Origin of the sequence: Opitutus terrae PB90-1, from assembly GCF_000019965.1 — a bacterium.
Taxonomy (GTDB): domain Bacteria; phylum Verrucomicrobiota; class Verrucomicrobiia; order Opitutales; family Opitutaceae; genus Opitutus; species Opitutus terrae.
In genome coordinates this window covers 701826-723886 of sequence record NC_010571.1, presented here as the reverse complement: position 1 = coordinate 723886, position 22061 = coordinate 701826, and the positions used below count along the sequence as shown (strand labels likewise).

The window sequence follows — 22061 nt, the reverse complement described above, 5'->3', positions numbered from 1 at the left end:
TGGACACGGCGGCGCCCGGCCGGTTTGGGCGCGGTTGCGTTTTTGGATAACGCGATTCCCTTCCCCCTCTTTCGCTGACGTGAAGCCCCCTCGCTCGGCGCGCCCCCTTCTCCTGCTGGTCCGACGATGCGGACTATTGACCGTGCTCGCGAGCGTCGGACTGCTCGTGCGTGCGGCCGACACGACGCCAGGGCTCGAGTCGACGCCGCTCGCCGCGCGATCCGTCGCATCGGGCCCGACGTTGTTCACGCCGCTGCCGGGCGAGCAAACCGGCATCGTGACGGAGAATGCCTATCTCGATCCGGAGATGTGGGGCCGACTCAACCAGGAGTTCGCCGTTGGCGCGATCGGCACCGGAGTGGCGGCGGGCGACTACGACAGCGACGGCCGGCCGGATGTTTTTTGCGTGAGCAAGACCGGGCAGAACCGGCTGTTTCGCAATCTGGGCGGCTGGAAGTTTGCGGACGTGACCGCGCGCGCCGGATTGATGCGGGCGGATCCCGGTGCCGCCGAATCGCCCGATATCGTGCAACGCCTGGTGGGAAGCGACGCGCGAACGCCCGCGCCGGGGACGTGGACGCAGGGCGCGGCGTTCGCTGACGTGAACAACGACGGCTGGCTCGACCTCTATGTCTGCCGATTTGCCGCACCCAATCTGCTCTACATCAACCAGCGCGACGGCACGTTTCGCGAGGAGGCGGTGGCGCGCGGGCTCGCGGTGGTGGATGCGAGCGGGCAGGGGAATTTCTGCGATTACGATCGCGACGGCTGGTTGGACGTGTACATCCAGACCAACCTGCTCGACGCCGCGCGTTCGCCGAACGGCCAGCGCGACTACCTGTTTCACAACCGCGGCGACGGCACGTTCGAAGACGCGACGCAGCGCGCCGGGATCGCGGGTGAGAGCCTGGCGCACTCGGCGACGTGGTGGGATTACAATCAGGACGGCTGGCCCGACCTGTATGTGGCGGATGATTTCGGCGCGGCGGACAAGCTTTACCGCAATGACCGGAACGGAACGTTCACGGATGTCATTCACGAAGTCGTGCCGCAGATGCCGTATTCGTCCATGGGCGCGGACCTCGGCGACGTGAACAACGACGGCCGAATCGATCTGTTCGCCGCTGACATGGCGGCGACCTCGCACGAAAAGGACCAGCGCGGGATGGCGAGTGCCCGCGAGCTTAACCGCGACGACGCCGACAGCCCGACGCTCGCGCCGCAGATTCTGCGGAACACGCTGCACCTGAACACGGGCCTCGGCCGATTTCTCGAGGCGGGCGCGCTGGCGGGAGTGGCGGCGACGGACTGGACGTGGGCGGTGCGACTCGAGGACCTGGACAACGATGGCTGGCTGGATCTGCACGTCACCAACGGGATGATTCGCGAATACAACAATACCGACTTGCACGACAGCGTGATCCTGCGGGAGAGCACGAACGATCGCGTGCGCGTGATGAAGGCGAGCCCCATGCTGCGTGAGCGAAACCTGGCGTTCCGCAACGAAGGCGACCTTCACTTCGAAGACGTCAGCAAGGCCTGGGGCCTCGATCAGGAGGGCGTCTGCTTCGGCTCGGCGTTCGGCGATTTCGACGGGGACGGCGATCTGGATGTGGTGTTCGCGAACTGCGAAGACACGGCGACCGTACTGCGCAACGACAGCGCGACTGGGCACCGCGTGATCTTGGCGTTGCACGGGACGGCCTCGAACCGGTTCGGCGTGGGCGCGGTCGTGCGGATTGAGACGGCGGGCGGGGTTCAAGTGAGACAGCTGGTGGTGGGCCGCGGGTATCTCTCCTCCAGCGAACCGGTCCTCCATTTCGGTCTTGGCGAAGAGACCAGGATCGCCCGGCTCACGGTCGAATGGCCGAGCGGCCACACCCAGGCGATCGCCGATCTGGCCGGCGATCGCCGCTACACGATCACGGAGCCCAGCGGCCCGGCCGAAAAGAAACTGCCGGCCGCGCCGCCGGCGGGGCAGTTCGTCGAGGAGAGCGTCACCCGCGGGCTCGCGCTGGTCTCCGAGGAGAGCTTCGTGCCGGACTTGCAGCCGTTGCTGCCGACGCGCTTCGATCGGCGCGGCCCGGCGCTCGCGGTCGCCGACCTCGATGGCGATGGCAAGCAGGACGTGGTGCTCGGAGGCACGGGCCGGCAGCCGGCTCGCGTCCTTGCCAGCGGCGCGTGGTCGCAACGCGAGTTGCCGCCGTCGGTGCTCGATGACGGACCGCTGTTGGTTTTCGATGCGGATGGCGATGGCCGGCCGGATTTGTTGGAAACACGAGCCGGCACGAATCGGCCCGCGGGCTCACCGGATTATCAGCCGATGCTCTACTGGAATCGCGATGGCCGGTTTGTGCCGGCGCCCGGAACGCTGCCGCCGTTGCCGATCAGCGTCGGCGCCGTCGCCACGGCCGATTTCGACCGGGACGGCAAGTTGGACGTCTTCGTTGGCGGCCGGGTCCAGCCCGGACGTTATCCGCTCACGCCGAAAAGCGCACTGCTGCACAACGCGGGCGGCCGGTTCGAGAACGTGACGGCGACGCTCGCGCCGGCGCTGCAGGAGTGCGGAATGGTGAGTGCCGCGTTGTGGAGCGATGTGGATCGCGACGGCTGGCCCGACCTGGTGCTGGCGGTCGAGTGGGGCGGCGTGCGCTGCTGGCACAACGATCAGGGTCGCGGGTTCACCGACGTGTCCGGTACCGCTGGTTTTGCGGTTGCCGGCACCGGCTGGTGGACATCGCTCTGCAGCGGGGATTTCAATGGCGATGGACGGCCGGACTTCGCTGCGGGCAACGTCGGCTTGAACACCGGCTATCGTGCGCCGGCTGTTTTGTTCCACGGACGCTTCGGCCAGAGCGGCCGGCCGCAGCTGATCGAAGCCGTGCAGGAAAACGGCCAGCTTTATCCGCGGCGCACGCTAAAGAGCCTCAGCGCAGCGATTCCTGGGCTCAGCCGCCGCTTTCCAAGAAACGACGGGTATGCGAAGGCAACCCTGACGGAGGTGCTCGGAGCAGACCGGCTGGCGGCGGCGCAGCGATTCGAAGCGACGGAGCTGCGCAGCGGCGTATTCCTGAGCCAGCCGGACGGAACGTATCGCTTCGAGCCGCTGCCGCACATCGCCCAGATCTCCGCGGTTCAAGGCATGGTCGCTGGCGACTTCGACGCGGATGGGAACATCGACCTTTACGCCGTCCAAAATTCCTATGCGCCGATTCCATCGGTCGGCCGCTTCGACGGTGGGCTCAGCCAGCTGCTGCGGAGCGATGGCCGGGGACATTTCGCGCCGGTGGAGCCGATGCAAAGCGGGCTTATCGTGCCAGGGGACGCAAAAGCCTTGGTGGTACTCGATCTCGACGCGGACGGCTGGGCGGACTTCCTGGTCAGCCGCAACAACGCAAGCACGCTGGCGTGGCACAACTCCGGAGTGCAGGGCCGGCGTTCGTTTCAGGTGGAATTGAAAGGCCCGGCCGGCAATCCAACGGCGATTGGCGCGCGCGTCGTGCTGGAGCAGGCCGATGGGCGCCGGGTCGAACAGGAGGTGCAAGCCGGCAGCGGCTATTACAGCCAGTCCGGGTCGGGATGCTTCTTCGGGTATTCAGAAGCGCGTCCGCCCCTGCGGCTGATCATCCACTGGCCGTCGGGCAATAGCAGTGAGCATGTGCTGACTCCGTCGCTCCCGGGGCGAATCGCGATCACCGCTCCCTAGCCCGAATATTTTATTAACTACCCGCCCTCCGGGCCGATTCTGTCGGGGCTAGCCGCGACAAGGTCGCTCCGCCGCAGGCGGACGGAAATTTCGGACTGAGCCTTACTCCTGTTCATAAAATTTCCGGGCTAGAAAAACGGCTGGCGCGTGGCACGGACATCTTCTCCCTGACTTCATCCGTGCGCCTACTCACGGGCGGGACGCCCATGCCGCGCGGCTTGGGTCGCTCGCCGGCCATCGCCTTCGGCGCAATTCCGCGTTGACCCAGCAGGGTGCCCGCCTTTCTTTCGCCGCTTCGACAAACGACAGGCCTGTCGGAAGGTCTGCCGGAGCACCGGAGAGGTGGCAGAGTGGTCGATTGTGCGTGATTGGAAATCACGTGTAGCCGAAAGGCTACCGAGGGTTCGAATCCCTCCCTCTCCGCCAGCCTCCGCCAGCAGATCAGGTCACCCACGCAGTGCTTGGTCACATTTGCCGAAGGACGATCGAAGGGAGGGATGAGAACCCTTGGGTTCGACGAAGTCCCGTGGCAGCGGGACGGAGAAGGGGCAGCGCGGAGCGCTGAGGGCGAAGCCCCGAGCGCAGCGAGCCAATCCCTCCCTCTCCGCCAGCCTCCGCCAGCAGGTCAGGTCACCCACGGGGTGCTCGGTCACATTTGCCGAAGGACGATCGAAGGGAGGGATGAGAACCCTTGGGTTCGACGAAGTCCCGTGGCAGCGCGACGGAGAAGGGGCAGCGGGGAGCGCTGAGGGCGAAGCCCCGAGCGCAGCGAGCCAATCCCTCCCTCTCCGCCAGCGTAGCCAGCATATTAGGTGCCCTGCGTGGGCTGGTCGGTCACACTGGTGGTCGGAGGGTCGAAGAGAGGAAAACCAGAACCGGGACGGAGAAGGGGAGGGATGAGGTGGGTCTGGTTCGGGAAAAGACCGCGGTTTTGAGATTGAAAACGCCCCGTGTGCGGTCAGTTCTAGCGTTAGACCGCAAATGCGCGCGCAATAATTGAACGGCCCCATTGTCCTCCTACCCCAGAATGATCGCGGTTCACCACCCCCGCCTGTCGCCTTACCCCGGCTGGCGGCTCACCCCCGCGGCGGATTAACGTTTTTTTCCAACCCCCACCCCGACGTCCCGTCACACCACGGGCGTTCGTTCGTTTCGTGAACCGGCCCCTTGCGGGGACCGGTTTGTGTTCCTGAAAACAGACACCATGCAAATACGACAAAGCAGAGCAAGGACTCCGTACCCCGTAGCGTTTTCTTTGGCGCTACTGTTCCTGACGAGCCCCTCCTGGGCTCAACAAACCACGACGCCGCCACCCGCGGCCGCCGAGGAGACCGCCGAAGACGTGATCGTACTGTCACCCTTCGAAGTCTCCGCGGAGGACGAATCTGGCTACTCGGCCGCCACCACGCTCGCCGGTAATCGTTTGAATACCGACCTGCGCGACCTCGGCAACGCGGTCAGCGTCATCACCAGCCAGTTCCTCCAGGATATTGGCGCGACGAATGCTGAAACGTTGCTCCAATACACCACCGGCACCGAAGTCGGCACGGTCTACGGCAACTTCGCCGGCTTGGGCGACGGCTCCAGCATCAACGAGACCAGCGGCAGCAACCCTGCCGGCGTCAGCAAGTTCATCAACCCGAGCTCGAACACGCGCGTGCGTGGTCTGACCTCCGCGGACAATACCCGTGACTTCTACCTCACGGACATTCCGTGGGACGGCTACAATGTCGACCGCGTCGACATGCAGCGTGGCGCGAACAGCATTCTGTTCGGCCAAGGCAGCCCGGCCGGTATCATCAATACCGCGTCGAAGCAGGCCTCGTTCAAGAATACCAACCAGGTCACGGCCCGCTACGGCAGTTTCGGCAGCGCCCGCGGCACGATCGATATCAATCGCGTGCTGATCAAGGGTGAGCTGGCGATCCGGCTGAACGCGCTCTACAACGACGAGAAGTTCAAGCAGGAGCCCGCGTTCTCCCGCGACCGGCGCATCTACGGCGCCATGCGCTGGGAGCCCGCCTTCCTGAAGAAGGGTGGCGCGCGCACGATCGTGAAGGCTAACTACGAGGCTGGCGACGTGCGCAGCAATCGTCCGCGCGCGGTGCCGCCGATCGACAACATCTCGGCGTGGTTCTACACCGGCACCTACGCCGGCCGGGACGTTCGCGATCAGGCCACGACCTACAACGCCCTGAACAAGCAGACGTTCATCCCGTCGCAACTGCAGGACGACAACACCGGCCTGCCCAATCACGGCCAGATGCGTCCGTCCTGGAATTTCGGGCCGGTCAGTGGTCAGCCGAATCCGTACTATCAGCCCTGGCTCGGCAATTTCGGCCAGCAGTTCGGTGGACCGATGGCGTTCTTCGACGGCACCACGAATGCCGCCGCCAGCTACTGGGTCTTCGAGCCCACGATGAACCGCGGTATCAGCTCCACGGGCGCCATCGACCGCACGGTCGGCGGCATGCCGTATCAGCGCCCGGCGAGTATCGCCCCGTATGACCAGTTCGCCCGCCAGGCCCGCCTGCCGTTCTGGGAGTTCGGCATCTACAAGCAGAAATCGATGACCGATGCCTCGATCTTCGACTTCTACAACAACCTGCTCGACGGCCCGAACAAGCGCGAGTGGCAGAACTTCCGCCACTACACGCTCAGCCTCGCGCAGACGTTCTTCGATGACCGCATGGGCTTCGACATCTCCTACAATAAGGAAGACTACAACAACGGCCAGTTGAGCATCATCTCCGACTCCCGCCAGGCCATCTACGTCGACGTGAACAGCGTTTACGCCAATGGCACGGGCGATCCGGGGCTCACCGGCGCGGAGCCGTTCAGTAACGGCACGCCCAACCCGAACGTCGGCCGCGCATTCATCACCGACAACGGTATCGGCGGCAACAACTCGTTCCGCAGCGAGGCGGAGAACGCTCGCCTGACCGGTTTCGCGACGCATGACTTCACCCGCGGTGGCAACCGCTCGTGGGTCGCGCGCGCGCTCGGTCAGCACACCCTCACCGCCCTCGTCGGCAAGGATAAGCGGAAAACCGACGCCCGCGCGTGGCAGCAATACGGCACGGATGACGTCTACCGCGAGTTCCTCGCGCTGCCGAATGCGAACACCAAGTTCAACGACAATGCGTTTGTTCCGAACACGGTGATCTATCTCGGGCCGTCCCTGTCTGGCCGCTCGTCGGCTTCCGGCGCCAACCTGCCGCGCCCGCAGTATATGTACACGCCCGTCAGCGGCACCGTCTTCACGTTCGATCCGACGTGGAAGGGCACAGCCGATCCCGCGGCGCCGTGGGAATACGGCTACTACCCGGCCGCCAACACCCAAGACGGTACTCGCGTGGATGCGCACTTCTCGACGCAGTCCGAAAATCCGGCCAACTACGTTGGCTGGCGGAACGTCCCGATGAAGCTCTACCACTCGGAAGAGGGCTATCGCGATTATCTCACAAACTCCGCGCGTCTGACCAAGTCGGTCGTCACCTCAAAGGTCGCCGTCTGGCAGGCCAAGTTCTGGGACAATGCGCTCGTCGGCACCTATGGCGTCCGCAAGGACACCGCCAAGTCTTGGGGCCGCGCGCAGGACGTGAACAGCCCGACCAGTGACCGCTACGGCCACCTGAATCTGGCCTCCGATGTCTACAAGCTGGCCGATCAGTATGACAACCGGCTCGACATCACGTCACGCAGCTGGAGTGCGGTGGCCCACCTGACGCAGTTCATTGGTGACCGTTCGCCCGTCCGGGTGACCGCGTTCTACAGCAAGTCGGAAAACTTCCAGCCGGCCGCCAACCGCGTCGACGTTTACGGCGTCGCGATCGGCGCTCCGTCCGGCGAGACGACCGACCAGGGCGTGTTGCTCGAGACCCGCGACGGCAAGTATTCGCTGAAGATCAACAAATACGAGACGAAGTCGATCAACCAGAGCAGCACCTCGCTGGGCGGCACCTGGTTCATTGGTGCCTCGCAGTCGTGGTCCGGCAACTGGGTGAACATCTTCGAGTATGACATCCGGGACGGTAACACGATTCAGGGCCGCGATCCGAATCCGGATCCGACCAACTCGCGCTATAACTACGGCACGGCGCCCGGCGAAGATCTCGCTGCGGCCCAGGCTCGTGAAGCGCGCGTGATCGCCGCCTGGCGTACGTGGCAGCGCAGCGTTGACCCGCGCTTCTACTCGGCGTGGCAGATGAACCTGAATGATACCTCCCGCGACATCAACGCGACGACGCCGCAAGGCTTCGCCGTGACGGAGGACAGCATCTCGAAGGGCTACGAGATCGAGTTCAGCGCGGTGCCGACCAAGAACTGGCGCCTGACGTTCAACGCGACGAAGACCGAAGCCACCCGCATGAACATCGGTGGCACGAATCTCTCGGCCTTCATCTCGGCCTACGAGACCGCGCTCCGCACCACCCCGGTGGGCGACCTGCGCATCTGGTGGGGCGGCGCCGGCAACGAAACGGCGCTGTACCAGTGGAATAACAACATCGGTTCCGAGTATGCCCAGCGCAAGCTGCAGGAAGGCACGAACGTGCCGGAACTGCGTGAATGGCGCTTCAACGCCGTCAGCAACTACGACTTCGACGAAGGCTTCCTGAAGGGCTTCAACGTCGGCGTCGGCGTTCGCTACGAATCCGACATCGTCATTGGCTACCGCCCGATCGCCAGCACGGTGGCGGGCCAGGCCAACTTCGATCTGGCCAACCCCTACAAGGGACCGACCGAAACCAACTACGACTTCTGGGTCGGCTACACGCGCAAGATCTCGCGCAACATCGACTGGCAGATCCAGTTGAACGTGAGAAATGCGTTTGTGGGCAACGAATTGATACCGGTGACAACGCAACCGGACGGTTCGCCGGCGGGCTACCGCATAAGGCCGCCGCAGACTTGGACGCTCACGAATACGTTCAACTTCTGAGCGCGTAGGTTCAATTGACACTCGAGCGCCCCCGGCCTTGGCCGGGGGCGCTTTTCTTTGTGCAGGTTGGAGTGGCACGGGCGTCTCGCCCGTGGGTTCATGGGCGAGACGCCCAGGCCACGGCCCCTTCAGTTGTCGGCCGCCTCTGAAGTTGCGGTTGATTCAGCCTCGGTCGCGCAACACGATTCACCGATGCAGCGTCCGGCCCCGACCCCTGGCTTTCGAATTCCGTCCTGGATTCCAGCCCTCGTCGTGGCTGCGCTGGTCCTGCTGTGCTATTGGCCTGTACTGCACGGCGCGCTGCTGTGGGACGATCCCGCGCACGTGACGCGTGCCGACCTGCGCAGTGCGTCGGGTCTCTGGCGAATCTGGGCGGAGCTCGGTGCGACGCAGCAATACTATCCGGTCCTGCACAGCGCGTTCTGGCTGGAGCACCGGCTGTGGGGCGACGCCACGCTCGGCTATCACCTGCTCAACGTCCTGTTGCACGCCACCTCCTGCTGCCTGCTCGCACTGCTGCTGCGCTGCCTGTGGGACGCGAATTGGCGCCCGGCGGGGGGCGCGTCCGGGCCGCGCGCCACGGTGCCGGCCGGCACGGAGTGGATCGTCGCGCTGATTTTCGCGGTGCATCCGGTGTGCACCGAATCGGTGGCTTGGATTTCCGAGCAGAAGAACACGCTCTCGCTGTGCCTCTACCTGCTCGCGGCGATGGCGTACGTGCGATTCATCGAGCAGCGGCAGTGGCGCGCGTATGCACTGGCCTCGGGATTGTTCCTCCTCGCGATCGGCACGAAGACAGTCACCGCCACGCTCCCGGCCGCGCTGCTGGTGGTGCTGTGGTGGAAACAAGGCCGGCTCGCGTGGCGGCGCGACGTCGTGCCGCTGCTGCCGTGGTTCGGCGCCGGGCTGGTCGCCGGCTTGTTCACCGCGTGGGTCGAGCGAAAACTGATCGGCGCGGAAGGCGCGGCCTTCGAATTGTCGCTCGTCGAGCGTGTGCTGCTCGCGGGTCGGGTCGTGTGGTTTTACGTCGGCAAACTCGTGTGGCCGGCCGACCTCGCGTTCTTTTATCCGCGCTGGAACGTGTCGGCCGCGGCGCTCGGCTGGCTCGGCTATCTCGGCGCCGCGCTCGCCGTCACGGTCGGCCTGTGGCTGAATCGCCGCCGGACGCCGGGGCTGCTCGCGGGCTGGCTGTTGTTCGGCGGCTCGCTTTTTCCCGCGCTGGGTTTTTTCAACGTCTACCCGTTCGCGTTCTCCTACGTCGCGGACCATTTCCAGTATCACGCGGGCGTGAGCTTCCTTGCCACCACGATCGCGGCCCTCGCCGTGCTGTCGCGCCGGCTCGCCGCGTGGGGACCGAAGGCCGGCGCCCTCCTCGCCGCCGGCGTGATCCTGCTCTTCAGCCTGCACACGGCGCGCGAGAGCCGGCTGTATGTGAATGACGAGACGTTGTTCAACGCCACCCTCGCGCGCACGCCGGACTGCTGGATCGCGCATCAAATCCTCGGCGTGACCTACGGCAAAATGCCGGGCCGCTCGGCCGACGCCATCCGGCACTACGAAGCGGTGATTCGGCTAAACCCCGAGCATCCCGACGCCTACCACGGGCTCGGCGTGGAGTTCGCCAAGCAGCCGGGCCGCCGCGACGAGGTCATCCAGCTCTACCGGAAATCCATCGAGCTGCGACCGACCTTCATCGAGGCGCACAACAACCTTGGCGTGGAGCTGTCGATGGATCCCGCGACGTTCGCGGAAGCGGTGGCGCATTTCGAAACGGTGCTCGAGCTCAGGCCGGGGCATCCCAACGCGCACGTGAATCTCGCGCAGACGCTCGCGCGGATGCCCGGCCGGCGCGACGATGCGATCCGGCATTACGAAACGGCGCTGCAGCTCCGGCCCGACGATGTGCGCGCGCACAACGGGCTGGCCTATCTGCTGGCTCAGATCCCCGGCCGGCTGCCCGAGGCGATCGCGCATGGCGAAGCGGCGGTCGCCGCGAGCCCGCGCGATCCGCAGGCACACTACCAGCTCGCGAATGCTCTCGCGGTTCGACCTGAAGGCGCCGCCGAAGCCATCCGGCACTACGAGATCGCGCTGGAGTTGGAGCCGCAGCTGGCGCCGGCGCACTACGGATTGGCCAACACGCTCGTGCATTTACCCGGGCGCAGCGCCGAGGCGGTCACGCACTACGAACGCGCGCTCGCCCTGGATCCAGGTTTTCTCGAGGCGCACATCAACCTCGCCAACCTCCTCACCTCGATCGAACCCCGGCGCGAGGAAGCCATCGCTCACTACGAGGCGGCGCTGCGGCTCAACCCAAATCTGCCGTGGGTGCATCACAACCTCGCGCTCGTGCTCGCGCAGGATCCCGCGCAGGCGCGCGCAGCGATGCAGCACTGTGAAGAGGCGCTCCGGCTCAATCCCGACTATCTCGACGCGATGAACAGCCTCGGAATCCTGTACGCGCAACAAGGCGACACCGCACAGGCCCGCGCGGTCTGGCAGCGCGCGTTGCAGAAAGACCCGGCGTTCGCGCCCGCGCGGCAGAATCTGCAGTTGCTCGACCAGCAGACCGCCCGGTGAATCCCAGCACCGTTCGCGCCCGACTCCCATCAGCTGCCGGCCGGGCCAGTTTCACGTATTACGTGAAACTAGCCCGTGACCGAGCAGACCGGCGTGCGCGCTACAGCTGGCTCAGAATTTCGCGGCAGTGTTGCGCCGTCGTGGCGTTGCCCGCGCGCGTGGCGAGTTGTTCGCCTTCTGCCAGCACGCGACGTGCGTCCGGAATTCGGCCCAGCTGCGCATACGTCTGGCCGAGGAACAACGCACCACTCGGATCCTCGGGCCGCACGCGGCGATAGGTCTCGAAAGGAGGCACCGCGTCCGCTGCGCGCCCCAGCGTCACCAGCAGCACGCCGAGCTGCAGATTCAGATCCGGCTGCTCGGGCGCGAGCGCGAGCCCCGCGCGAAAATGCCCTTCGGCCGCGGCCGCGTCATTTTGCTCGCTCGCGGCGGAGCCGGCACGCAGCTCCCATTCCGCGAGGAGCTGGTGCGAGTCGGGCGCTTCCGGAAAAGCTTCATAGAGCGGCCGGAGATACTGCTCCGCCTCGCGCCAAAGCCCGGCGCTCATTTCCATCCGGCCGAGCAGCGCGAGCGCCTTGGGAAACGTGGGCTGCAGTGTCAATGACTGCTTGAGGTGAGCGTGCGCCTCGTCGCCACGGCCGAGCACCAGCAGCGAGATCGCGAGATTGAAATTGATCTCTGCGTTGCCGCGTTGCGTTGCGAGTCCGCGTCGATAAGCGGCGATCGCCTCCTCGTGCCGTCCGAGATCGGCGAGCGCGATGCCGTGCGCATTGTGCAGATCGAACGACACACTCGCTTCGCGCAAGCCGCGCTCCACGATCGCCAGCGCCTGGGCCGAGTCGTGCAACTCGCGGTAAGCCTGGCTGAGATTTACGAACAGCATCGCCGGCGGTTTTCCGGGGCGCGGCATCCGCAGGCTGTGTTCGAGCGCGTCTCGCGCCCGCGCCGGATCGCCCTGTTTTAGATAGAGATCACCCAGCAGCGCGTGCGCTTCGGCATCCTCCGGCGCGAGCTGCACGGCCTTCTCATAGAACGCGCGCGCTTCCTGATGACGCTCCGTTTGAAAATCGATCGTGCCGAGCATGAACAGCCGGTCGGGATCGAAGCACCACGCGTTGAGCTCCGTCAGCCAGGGATCGTCGGCCTCTCGAAAACGTCCGGCCTGCCGCGCGAGCCAGCGCTGCTGTCGCGCACCGTCGCGGTTGCCGTCGGCCGCCAGCATCTCGGCATAAAGATTGTGACTCGTGGGAAACTTTGGATCTTCGCGCACGATCTGCTCGATCAGGTCGCGCGCTTCCGCGGTGCGCTGGTGATGCAGCGCCACGCGGGCGAGTCCCAGCCGCGCATAGGAGTCGCCCGGGAGCAACGCGAGCCGGCGCTGATAGGCGCTGGCGGCTGCATCGATCTCGCCAGACTTGAACCGCACGCCCGCGAGCTGCAGCCAGGCGGGGCTGTAGTCCGGCGCGCGGGCGACGGTTTCCTCGAGCAGCGCGACATAACCTGCCTGATCGCCGGCGGTGCGGCGCAGGTCGGCGAGGTAGTAGCTCCAGCGCGCGACCCGCGGCTGAGCCGAGCGAAGCGCTTCCCAACAGACCTGCGCCTCGCGGTGGAATCCGTTGGCGTGAAACAGCCGGCCGAGTTCGGCCGCATGCTCAATGACGCGATCGCCGGCGAGCGCGGCCGCCCGCGCCTGGGCGAGACGTTCGCCCAGCACGGCGGGCCGTTGGCCGAGCGCAGGCAGCGGCGGGAGCGATTGCTGGATCCGGGCGAGCGCACGGTACTCGAGCCAATGCGCGGTGCCCCAGGCGCCGAGACCGATCAGGACCGCGGCCGCCATCACCGGCCACCAACGCAGCCAGCCGCCACGCGGCGCGGGCGCGGCGGTTTGTTCCAACGCGGCGCTCATCGCTTTCGCCACAGCGTGATGTTACTCATGTTCTCGTAGGGCGGGAACGCATGAAAACCGCCGGTCACGATCACCGGCACGCCGTTGCCGTCGAGGTCGCCGGCGGCGGACGTGATCAGCTGGTTGGGCGTTTTGGCGATCACCACCGGGGTGAAATTCATGCGCCCGTCGTTGAGCCAGACCACGAGCGAGATCGCGTCAGGATCCGCCCAATCGTTGAACCCGCTCACGGTGACGAGATCAAGATGTCGGTCGCCGTTCAGATCGGCGGCAGCCGGTCCGTAGGCGCCGGGCATGTCGCCGACGCGGTGAAACGCGAACCGCCCGCCGCCGAGATTCTCGAGCCATTGCAGCCCGTGCCAGGGCCGCGGGCCGCGCACGGAGTAGTCGAACCCGTCGCCGTTCGTGTAGAGCAGGTCCGGTTTGCCGTCCTGGTTCAGATCAATCGCCTCGAGTCCGCTGCTGCCGTAGTCTTCGTTGGTCGAGCCCCAGACGATCGACTCTTCGAAGCGACCCTCGCCGCGATTCAGGAAGAGGTGAACCTCTTCCCATTCCTGTGAAATCAGCGCGGCGAAATCCATCCGTCCGTCGCCGTCATAGTCCGCCACCGGCGTGTGCACGCAGCCCGACTGGCTGTTGACGACGTGGCTCTCGAACTGCCAGTCGCCTTTGTTCTCCATCCAGCGCGTTTCGCCCTGGTCGTAGCCGAACTGCCCGACGGCGAGATCGAGCCGGCCGTCGGTGTGACCGGCGAGATTGGCGCCGCGGACGTCGCTGACGCGGGCGATGCCTTCGACGAGCACGTGCCGGCGGAAGTTCTGGTTGTCGAGGTTCTCCAGCACGATCACGGAGCCGATCCGGTCATTGTTCGGCATGATCTGCCCCATGCATCCGACGAGCACGTCGAGCCGACCCGAGCCGTTCACGTCAGAAGCCCAGACACTCGCGGGTCCGGGCGTGTTCTCCCCGATGATCTTTTCCGTGAACTGCCCGCGCGGAGACTGACGGATCCAGCGCACGGTGTTCGCCTGGCCCTCGCAGTAGATTACGTCGAGCAGCCCGTCCTGATCGAGATCGACCAGCCGCAGGTTCGTCACCCAAGGTCGGCCGGTGGTACCCACCGGCGCGCCGATTTCGGTCGGCGTGTAGGCGATCGCGGGTGGCGGGCTGATCTTCCGCTCCGGCGGCGGTGTGGCGGCGAGGCGGTTGGTGGCGCGCCATTGCGTCAGCACCACGCCGAAGAACCCGGCGATCGCGAGACCGAAGAGCACGGAGGCGAACAGGGCGGGGCTGGGGAGACGCATGAAGCAATTGTTGGCAAACAGATCGGGCCGTGGCGAACGCAGAGTAAAACACCACGCAGCCTCTTGCCCCGCCGTGATGCTCGGGTCGCTGCCTACAGCGTCGCGCGCTGTTCGGGCGCGAGCAGCTCACGCGCGAGGTCCCGCAAGCGCGGATCGGAGATTTCGAGGCCAAACGCCTTGAGCAATCGGTGCAGCCGATAAAGCGGCACCGTCGTCAGCGAGCGCAGCCGGGCTTCGTCGATTTCGGCGAGGCAGCGCTCCAGCTGCCGCCGCGCCTGGTCGAACTGCTTGGCCTGGGCGAGGACGATCGTGAGGCTGACGCGGCGATCCCACGGCAGGTACTGATCCGCACCGGCGGCGAGCTGCGCGTCGAGCTTGGCCAGCGTGTCGCGAAACGCCTTCGTGTCGCCAAGCATTGCTTCCGCCTGGACGCGCGCCACCGTCGCGCCGAGATCATCCGCGAATTCCTGATGCAGTGCGTAGCTGGCGCTCAGCGCGAGTTCCTTGCGCCCCGTCTCCACAAAGTATTCCACCAGCCGGCTCAACGCGACGACGTTGTCCTGCAGGTCCACGACCTCGAACACGACGACGGATTGCTGCTCGAAGCCGGGAATCTGTGGCATCTCGTAGGCGATCGGCCGCAGCCAGCGCGGCGGCATCCAGCGATGAAGCAGTCCGATGAACGAGGCTTGCGGCTGGCCCGCGCCGAGCCGCGCATACTCGTCGAGGAACGCATCCCACGAGGGAATGACAATGTGGGTAATCCCGCGCCGTTGCACGAGCGCGAGTGTCTCGTCGATCGAGGTCGCGGAGGCGATGCGCACGGACGCGGCAAACCCGTCACGGTTCTCGGGCCAGGGCGTCCCGAGCCCGCGCAGGCCGCCGTGATAGATCAACGAGGCGGTGACTTGTGGCGGCGCCAAGACGATCGCGTCGGAAGCGCGTCGCGCCAGCCACTGCGCGAGATCGCGCTCGATGAGCGCCTCGATCTCGGTGGGCGCGACGTCGTAGCCCTCGGGTCCGGGCGCGGCCGGAACGAGCACCCGGGCGCTCAGCAGGACCGCCATCCCTCCGGCTGCCGCGAGGCTCCAGCGGAGGACGGCACTGACGTGGTGACGAGCCAGCGTCGCGAGTACGGCTACAGCGAGCGCAATCAGGGTAGAGTCGACCACGCCCCACCACTCGAGTTTCACGGTGGCAAAACCCAATGCCACCAACGTCGGGCCGAGCACCAGCGCGAGCGCCCGCCGTTCGCGGACTGCCGGGCGAAGCCGGACCAGCAGCCAGCCCGCCAACACGACGAGTCCCAGCGGCAGCAGCGTGACGAACAGCGCGGCGCTGAGTCCGTCGCGCGACCACCACGTGGCCAGGCTCGCGGCCAGCGGCGCGTTGGGTAGCTTGGTCAACCGCTCCCCCAGGCTGGCCACGGTGAAGAGCCCGGGCTCGTTCCGCAGCAGCATCAAAACGGGGATCGCCAGCACCGCGAGCAGGGACGCGGCCAGCGCGGCGATTGCGCGCACCGACGCTTTGGGCCGAATGCCGCGCAGCCACCGCTCGGCGCACACCAGCAATTCGCCGAGACCCAGCCACGCGATCCCATGGAGCGGATGAACCGCATCCACTCGCAAGCTGCCCATGTGCTCCGGTGCGTACTCGACGAAATAGGCGAGCAGCGTGGTGCCGGCGCCTGCCAGGGCCCACGCGCGCCACGGCAGTTCGGCGCCCGCTCCGTCATCCCCGGGCGCCCGGGCGGTGAGGGCGCCGGCGAGCAAGGCGCCGAGCGCAATACCGACCAGCATCGGCAACGCCGTTGCCACGCTGATCCAGAGAAAACACCCGCCCGCAATGCCGCCGGCGATGAACCAGCGTCGGATCGAGGAAGACTGGCCTAGAATTCCCACCAGCAGCGGCAGCAGGCTCCAGAGAGCGGCGGCTTCGATCCAGCCTTCGTCACCCGGTTGACCCGACACAAACGCCCCAGCGAAAGGGAACGTCACGGCCACGGCTGCGGCCGTCCAGGTGCCCGCGACGGGCCCGAAGCGCCAGACAACGAAAACCGCCGTCCCGAGGAGCAGCAGGATATGCAGCGCGGGATCCGCGAGGAGCGCGGCGCGTTCGACCGAGCGGGCAAGCGGCCGGATCGACAGGGTGTGATCGAACCAGGCGACCAGCGCGAGCCACCAGCGATACGGGGAGGCGGACCGCACCTCGCGGCCCGTGGGTGCGTTGTCGAAATCGACGTGGCGCACTCGCCACTCGTCGCGCGCCAGCATCTGCTGCGTCTGTAGCAGCCATTGATAGCTGTCATTGTTGCGCTCGGGAGCGATAAACACCCGCACGCCGCCGGCATAACCCGTCGGCGACGCGCGGTCCACGGCCACGGACGCGCCACCGGCCAGCTCGCTGACGTAGGTCGCACGGCGCGCGCGCGCCGCGTCGGCCCAGAGCACAAAGGCGACCGCGCCGGCCAGAACAATCGACAGGAGGAGAAGGGGTGACCGCAGGGAAAATCTCATGCGCAGCGAAGCGCTTTGTCAGCGCCCGCCGACTCAATCGGCCGCACAGCGGCGTGGCAAGGGCGGTCCGGAGCTCTGCGCGGCGCGGGCGCGTTCTTCGTGGTCCGGTCCCGGAGCCGCGGCGCAACGGCCGGAACCGGCGGCGCGGCTTGGGCTCCCGCCGAAACGCCGGTCGGCTTCACCGCGGCGCTTCGGCCGGATTCGGCAGAATGTAACCGCTTCGGTTACATCGGGCCGGGACCAGACTCGCCTGACGGTCAGTGGTGATCGTGGCGGGTGAGCCCGGCTTTCACCTTCCGGCCGACCACGATTCCCGAGATCAACAGGACCAGAAAAACGGCGAGGAAGATGAAGAACAAAACCTTGGCAATGCTGGCGGCCGCGCTCGCGATCAATCCGAATCCGAACGCTCCGGCAATGACCGCGATCACCGCGGCGATGATGGCCCATTTCAACATGATGAAGTCCTTGGGTGGAATGTGAGGGTTAGGTGGTGGGTTGGAGCCCGACGGCGCGAAGGGCAGCTTCGATTTTCCCGTCCAGCGAACGGTCGTCGTCGACCGGACGAAAATCACCGCGCAGCGCCTTCAGCGCGTGGATCTCCTGATTGATTTCGCTGCGCGTGCGGATGCCGCGCCGGCGCAGCAGCGGCAGCGGCGGGTCGAACCCGAGTAGCGCATGCACGAGGAAGAAGGCGAGCCCGCCGCAGGTCAGCCAGCCCCAGCGCCGGTCCTGCGTCGCGGCGAGCGCCGCGGTCGAGAGGCCCACGGCGGCGACGTTGAGCTGGAGATAGCGCTCGATGCCCCATTCGCGCTCAAGCTGCTCGATCCGCTCATCGATTTCTGCCGGCGACCGCGAGGCGTAGTGGCCGATATTCGCAGCGGTCGTGTCGTCGATCTGACGGAGTTGTTCCTCGGACGTGAAACGCCGGACGCGATCGGGTTCGGCGAGGCGATTGGCGAAAGGCGACATGATGGCGGTCCTCAGATCGGGGTGGATTGGCCGGGCTGCGCCGGGTCGAGCCGGCGGGAAACGTCGGCGAAATCGCCGCGCACGGCCTTGAGCGCGTAACGCTCTTGATCGAGTTCGTTCTGCGTCCGAACCCCGAGTCGGCGAAACACCGGGATCGGCGGGCACCAGCCCACCAGGGCGTGCTGGGTGAGAAACCCAAGGACGCCAGCGGTGAGCCAGAACCATTTCTTGTTCGTGGTCACGCCCAGCACCGCGCCGGTGAGTGCCAGCAACGAGGCATTGGTCTCCAGCACGCGTTCGATGTCCCACGTGCGCTCGAGTTCCGAGATCCGCGCGTCGACGACCGCGCGCGGCTGTCGGCCAAAGTGGCGGATGTTGTCGCGGGTGGTTTCATCGATCGCGCGAAGCGAGTTGGGCGTGGTATGGCGACGCACCCGATCGATTTCGAAATGAGGTTGAGGAATCATGCGTTCCGGCGCTGCCACAGGGGGGCGTGGCACCGGGCGACACACTCGGCCAAACGCGTCCGCCTGCAATGGGGCGCCGCCATGCGGCTCGCATCGGAAACGAGCCCGCGCGGGTTCAGGCGGCGGAGGTCCGCCATCGGGGTAACGCCGATGGCAGACCGGCTGCGGAGCCGTGTGGCCGTTCAGCGGCGACGGCTTTTGAGGTTCCGTTCCACTACGGCGACATGACGGGTCACCCCGGAAGCGATCGCCTTGGCGATCCGCTGACGATGCGAGGCGCTCGTCACGGCGCGCGCCTCGCGGGGATTCGACAGGAACGCGGCCTCGACGAGCACGGCGGGGCAGTCGACCGAGCGCAGCACGCTGTAGCGAAACCGCTTCAACCCGCGGTCGGGCGTGCGCAGCTCACCGACCAGCGCGCGGTGCACATGATAGCCGAGCAACGCATTCTGCCGGTCGTGCGCGTTGCCGTCGAACCGGGTGGTCATCATCCGCCGGTCGCGCTCTCGCTGCGGCGTGGAGTGCTGGAGCCTCGGTGTCATCACATAGGTTTCGGCGCCGGCGATACCCGGATCTGAGAAGGCGTTGAAATGAATGCTGATGAAGAGGTCGGCGTTGGCGCGGTTGGCGATTTCGGCCCGCTTCTCCAGCGAGACGGTACGGTCGCCGGTGCGCGTCATGATCACCTTGAATCCTGCGGCGGCCAGCAGCCGCTGCAGTCGGCGGGCAACGTCGAGGGTAAAAGTCTCCTCGTTCAACTTGAGCGCGCGGTTCTGGTTCCCCGGATCGGAACCGCCGTGGCCGGCATCGATCACAATGGTCTTCGGCCGCCGCGTGACGGGGACAGTGGAAGGCGACAGGATGGGAGTGAACAATCCGTCCACGTCCCCGCGGCTGAGGTAGAGTTTCCCGTTGCTCACGACCACTGGCTCGCTGAGGAACAGCCGCACGCCGTTGAGCATCGCCTCGACGCTGTGCACCGTCAGCTCGAGCGTGGTCCAGCGACTCGTAAGCCGCACCTGCTCCAGCGGGACTGTCCAGCTCTGTGTGAGTCCGAAGCGCCGGCCGAACTCGTGCGCATCCATGTAGCGCACGCCGAACAGTCGAACCGTGCCGCTGGTTCGGGTCCCGGCGCTCGCATCGACTGGCTGCGGCCAGCTTGCGAGTGCCAGCGTCACCGCGAGCACGCTGGCCCGGAGGCCGGGCGCCAGAAACCAAAGAGCTGAGCCAAAAAAACGCACGCGCGACACGTCAGAGTTCCGCGGTGCCGATGTCGAACCTATCGCGCGTGATTACGCGCCGCGCCGCGCGAATGCGGCATCGGGTTGCAGGAACTCCGCTCGAAATTATTGTTACCGCCACCGTCGTGCACCGTCTCTTCCTCAGCCTGCATCAATCGGCGGCTACTTTACCTCAACCCCTACGAGTCATGCGCACGGTATTTTGGGCAGCGCTGTTGGTGCTGCCGTTGACGACGACCGAAGCGGCGAGTTCCGGCGGTCTTCTTGGCTGGATCCTGGGCCGTCCCGAACTGAAGGTGGTCACGGTGACGGACCTCACCCCGGAAGGGGCCTTGCGTCCCACCGCTTCTCCGACGCGGCCGGTTTACTACATCGCGGCGTCGGCCGGATTCCGGGACTTCGGCGCCATCTTTGCGGGAGAAAAGACCATCGCGCCGCGGCAGGTGACCGCCACGATGATCAAGGTGCTCGCGAAGCAAGGCTATCTTCCCGCCGATTCCGACCACCCACCCTCAGTGATACTGGCCTGGACGTGGGGAACCATGAACGCGGACTATTTCAGTGTCGATGGGACATACCGGACGCAGCTGAACCGGTACCAATTGTTGCGGTTCATGGGAGGGAAAAAGCTTGGAATGCGTACGCAACCGGACCTTTTCCATGTCGAACTTGCGCCCGGGCTGACACGGTCCAGTCCCGCTGAGGAGACGCTATCAGCGGCCGCAAGTGATCACCTGTTTGTTGCAAAGGTGGCGGCCTATGATTTCGAGGCGGCACGACAGAATCGAATTGTGCAGCTCTGGAGCACGCGGATCAGCGCGCCGTCGCGCGGGTTCTGGCTGCCCGAGGCGTTGCCGCCGATGCTGGTGATGGCCAGTCCGTTCTTCGGACGTGAAACGGCCCAGCCGGTGTGGATCGATGCATCGGAAAAATTCCGGCCGGAAGTGATATTGGGCGATCCGCGTTTTGTGGACTACGTCGAACGCGGCGAAAGCGCGGTCATCGATTTGCCGAAACCCCGGGCGAAGTAGTCGCTGCTTCAGGGCGGCTGCGGCTGAAGCGCCTGGCGAGCCCGCGCCTGTTCGATCGTATCATGCGCGTCACGTGAAGGAAGCGCCAGCGCCTGTTCCAAACTCGCGCGGGCCGCGTCGCGTTCGCCAGCCGCGAGCAGCGCGAACCCCAGCGCGGCGTGATGGGCGGGACGGTCCGGCGCGAGCTCGACGGCGCGACGCAGATGCGCGATCGCCTCGGACAACGAAGCCGGCGGCAGTCCGCCCATCATTCGGGCCAGCCACCGCGTGGGCGCATTGAGCGTGGCGACCTCGCAATGCCATTGGCCGAGCACGTGATGAGCGAGCGCGTAGTCGGGATCGAGCTGCAGCGCCCGTGTCGCCCAGGTGTGTGCCATCCGCGCGTAGTCGATCCGCCTGCGCGGACCGGACACTCGTGCGAGCTTGCCCGCCGCGATCGCGACCGAGAGGACGTTCACGGCGCGCTCGGGTGCGAGGGCGGTGGAACGCTGCGCGTAGGCCAGTGCAGAGCGGCAGAGGCGTTCCTTCTCCGCGCGATCGGTCACCTCTTCCGAGCGCTCGGAGTAGTAGCGCGAAATTGCCTGGAGCAGCGCCGCATCCGTCGGATGCCGTGGCTCGGCCTGCAGTGCCAGCGCGAGCGCGGTGGCGAGATGGTGTTGCTCTTCCGCGTGCTGTGCCGCCGCGAGCAGCGGATCCGCCGAGGGCTCCGCGGCGGAAAGGCTGGCGGCGCAAAGCCACAGAAAGCCTCCGATGATCCAGTCACGCCGATGACGCACCGGCGGAATTAAAGGCGGCGCGATGAAAACGCGAGCAGACGGTCTGTCACGGCACCGGATGATCCCCGGGGGCGATCGGCGCGGCAACGGCGGACGTCCGGTGCTTCACCCGATCGACCGCGCGCATGATCGGCAGCGACAGGTAATACACTGCGACGATGTAGGCTGGAGCGATGATCGCCCACGCGACGATGGCGTGAGCGAGGCTGAGACCGAACTCCTCGAAAAACAGTGCCGGGTGCGACCACAGCAGATCGTGCGCATGCGCCAGGCCGAACGACATCGGCGACACCCCAAATATCCGCGCGCCCAGTCGCAGGCAGCCGTAGATGACCGGCACGTGTACCGGCCAGAGCGCTTGGTTGAGCAGCTGAATGATCGGCTGGTTGAGTCGCAGCGCGAGACCGGCAATGAAGCACAGCAGCGTGGTGGTGCCGAGCACGGGGAAAAGCGCCAGCGCGCTACCGACGGCGACGGTCAGCGCGAGCTTTTCCGGGGTGATACCCTGCGTGAGCTGATGCACCAGCGGATCGCGCACACGGCGTTGCCATAACGTACGGCGGGCGGTTTCCCGGTTTGCATCGGCGGAGGGCACGCCGCAGGGATAGCCAGAGTTGGCC

At 66.1% G+C, this 22061-nt stretch carries 13 protein-coding genes and 1 tRNA gene; 5 read left to right on the top strand and 9 right to left on the bottom strand.

Annotation, left to right across the window (positions count from 1 at the left end; translation table 11 throughout):
• Positions 1-79: 79 nt before the first annotated feature.
• From OTER_RS03000 to OTER_RS23570, 4 genes are all read left to right on the top strand, one after another.
• Positions 80-3706, top strand: a complete 3627-nt coding sequence (locus tag OTER_RS03000; protein ID WP_012373425.1) for a CRTAC1 family protein — start codon at positions 80-82, stop codon at positions 3704-3706.
• A 336-nt stretch (positions 3707-4042) separates the two neighbouring features.
• A tRNA-Ser gene (locus OTER_RS02995) sits at positions 4043-4132 on the top strand.
• Between the two features lie 829 nt (positions 4133-4961).
• Positions 4962-8648 (top strand): TonB-dependent receptor plug domain-containing protein, encoded by a 3687-nt coding sequence (locus tag OTER_RS02990; protein WP_044891521.1) that lies wholly within the window; start codon positions 4962-4964, stop codon positions 8646-8648.
• 252 nt (positions 8649-8900) lie between these two features.
• A complete protein-coding gene (locus OTER_RS23570) occupies positions 8901-11228 on the top strand; it encodes a tetratricopeptide repeat protein (protein ID WP_052300277.1) in 2328 nt (775 codons plus the stop codon).
• Between the two features lie 100 nt (positions 11229-11328).
• Here OTER_RS23570 and OTER_RS02980 read toward each other — a convergent pair whose 3' ends face one another.
• The 7 genes from OTER_RS02980 to OTER_RS02950 all read right to left on the bottom strand — a co-directional run bounded on the left by OTER_RS02980 (position 11329) and on the right by OTER_RS02950 (position 19643).
• Positions 11329-13134 carry a tetratricopeptide repeat protein gene (locus OTER_RS02980; RefSeq protein ID WP_012373422.1) on the bottom strand — a complete coding sequence of 602 codons (1806 nt, stop codon included), beginning with the start codon at positions 13132-13134 and terminating at the stop codon, positions 11329-11331.
• A complete protein-coding gene (locus tag OTER_RS02975) occupies positions 13131-14438 on the bottom strand; it encodes an FG-GAP repeat domain-containing protein (RefSeq protein WP_012373421.1) in 1308 nt (435 codons plus the stop codon). Before OTER_RS02975 ends, OTER_RS02980 begins: the two co-directional genes overlap by 4 nt.
• 92 nt (positions 14439-14530) lie before the next feature.
• Positions 14531-16954, bottom strand: coding sequence for a hypothetical protein (locus tag OTER_RS02970; protein WP_012373420.1), 2424 nt, complete (start codon positions 16952-16954; stop codon positions 14531-14533).
• Positions 16955-17211: 257 nt separating this feature from the next.
• Positions 17212-17412 carry a DUF1328 family protein gene (locus OTER_RS02965; RefSeq protein WP_012373419.1) on the bottom strand — a complete coding sequence of 67 codons (201 nt, stop codon included), beginning with the start codon at positions 17410-17412 and terminating at the stop codon, positions 17212-17214.
• 28 nt (positions 17413-17440) lie between these two features.
• A complete protein-coding gene (locus OTER_RS02960) occupies positions 17441-17926 on the bottom strand; it encodes a hypothetical protein (protein WP_012373418.1) in 486 nt (161 codons plus the stop codon).
• An 11-nt stretch (positions 17927-17937) separates the two neighbouring features.
• Positions 17938-18393, bottom strand: coding sequence for a YgaP family membrane protein (locus OTER_RS02955; protein ID WP_012373417.1), 456 nt, complete (start codon positions 18391-18393; stop codon positions 17938-17940).
• Positions 18394-18575: 182 nt separating this feature from the next.
• Positions 18576-19643, bottom strand: a complete 1068-nt coding sequence (locus tag OTER_RS02950; protein WP_052300276.1) for an N-acetylmuramoyl-L-alanine amidase family protein — start codon at positions 19641-19643, stop codon at positions 18576-18578.
• 20 nt (positions 19644-19663) lie between these two features.
• Between OTER_RS02950 and OTER_RS02945 the strand changes: the two genes are divergently transcribed.
• Positions 19664-20665 (top strand): hypothetical protein, encoded by a 1002-nt coding sequence (locus OTER_RS02945; protein WP_148217984.1) that lies wholly within the window; start codon positions 19664-19666, stop codon positions 20663-20665.
• 8 nt (positions 20666-20673) lie between these two features.
• Here the strand turns inward: OTER_RS02945 and OTER_RS23565 are convergent, their stop codons facing one another.
• Together OTER_RS23565 and OTER_RS26085 are read right to left on the bottom strand one after the other, a co-directional pair.
• Entirely contained in the window at positions 20674-21441 is a 768-nt protein-coding gene (locus OTER_RS23565; RefSeq protein ID WP_012373413.1) for a tetratricopeptide repeat protein, read from the bottom strand.
• A gap of 46 nt (positions 21442-21487) precedes the next feature.
• Complete coding sequence (locus OTER_RS26085; protein WP_158305346.1) at positions 21488-22036, bottom strand: DUF2062 domain-containing protein; 549 nt, start codon at positions 22034-22036, stop codon at positions 21488-21490.
• Between the last annotated feature and the right edge of the window lie 25 nt (positions 22037-22061).

What these genes read in the sequence shown, in the direction of transcription:
- OTER_RS02965 (WP_012373419.1), bottom strand. Translation starts at nt 17,412, where the DNA reads ATGTTGAAATGGGCCATCATCGCCGCGGTGATCGCGGTCATTGCCGGA.
- OTER_RS02980 (WP_012373422.1), bottom strand. Translation starts at nt 13,134, where the DNA reads ATGAGCGCCGCGTTGGAACAAACCGCCGCGCCCGCGCCGCGTGGCGGC.
- OTER_RS02955 (WP_012373417.1), bottom strand. Translation starts at nt 18,393, where the DNA reads ATGATTCCTCAACCTCATTTCGAAATCGATCGGGTGCGTCGCCATACC.
- OTER_RS02945 (WP_148217984.1), top strand. Translation starts at nt 19,664, where the DNA reads ATGTCGAACCTATCGCGCGTGATTACGCGCCGCGCCGCGCGAATGCGG.
- OTER_RS02970 (WP_012373420.1), bottom strand. Translation starts at nt 16,954, where the DNA reads ATGAGATTTTCCCTGCGGTCACCCCTTCTCCTCCTGTCGATTGTTCTG.
- OTER_RS02960 (WP_012373418.1), bottom strand. Translation starts at nt 17,926, where the DNA reads ATGTCGCCTTTCGCCAATCGCCTCGCCGAACCCGATCGCGTCCGGCGT.
- OTER_RS02975 (WP_012373421.1), bottom strand. Translation starts at nt 14,438, where the DNA reads ATGCGTCTCCCCAGCCCCGCCCTGTTCGCCTCCGTGCTCTTCGGTCTC.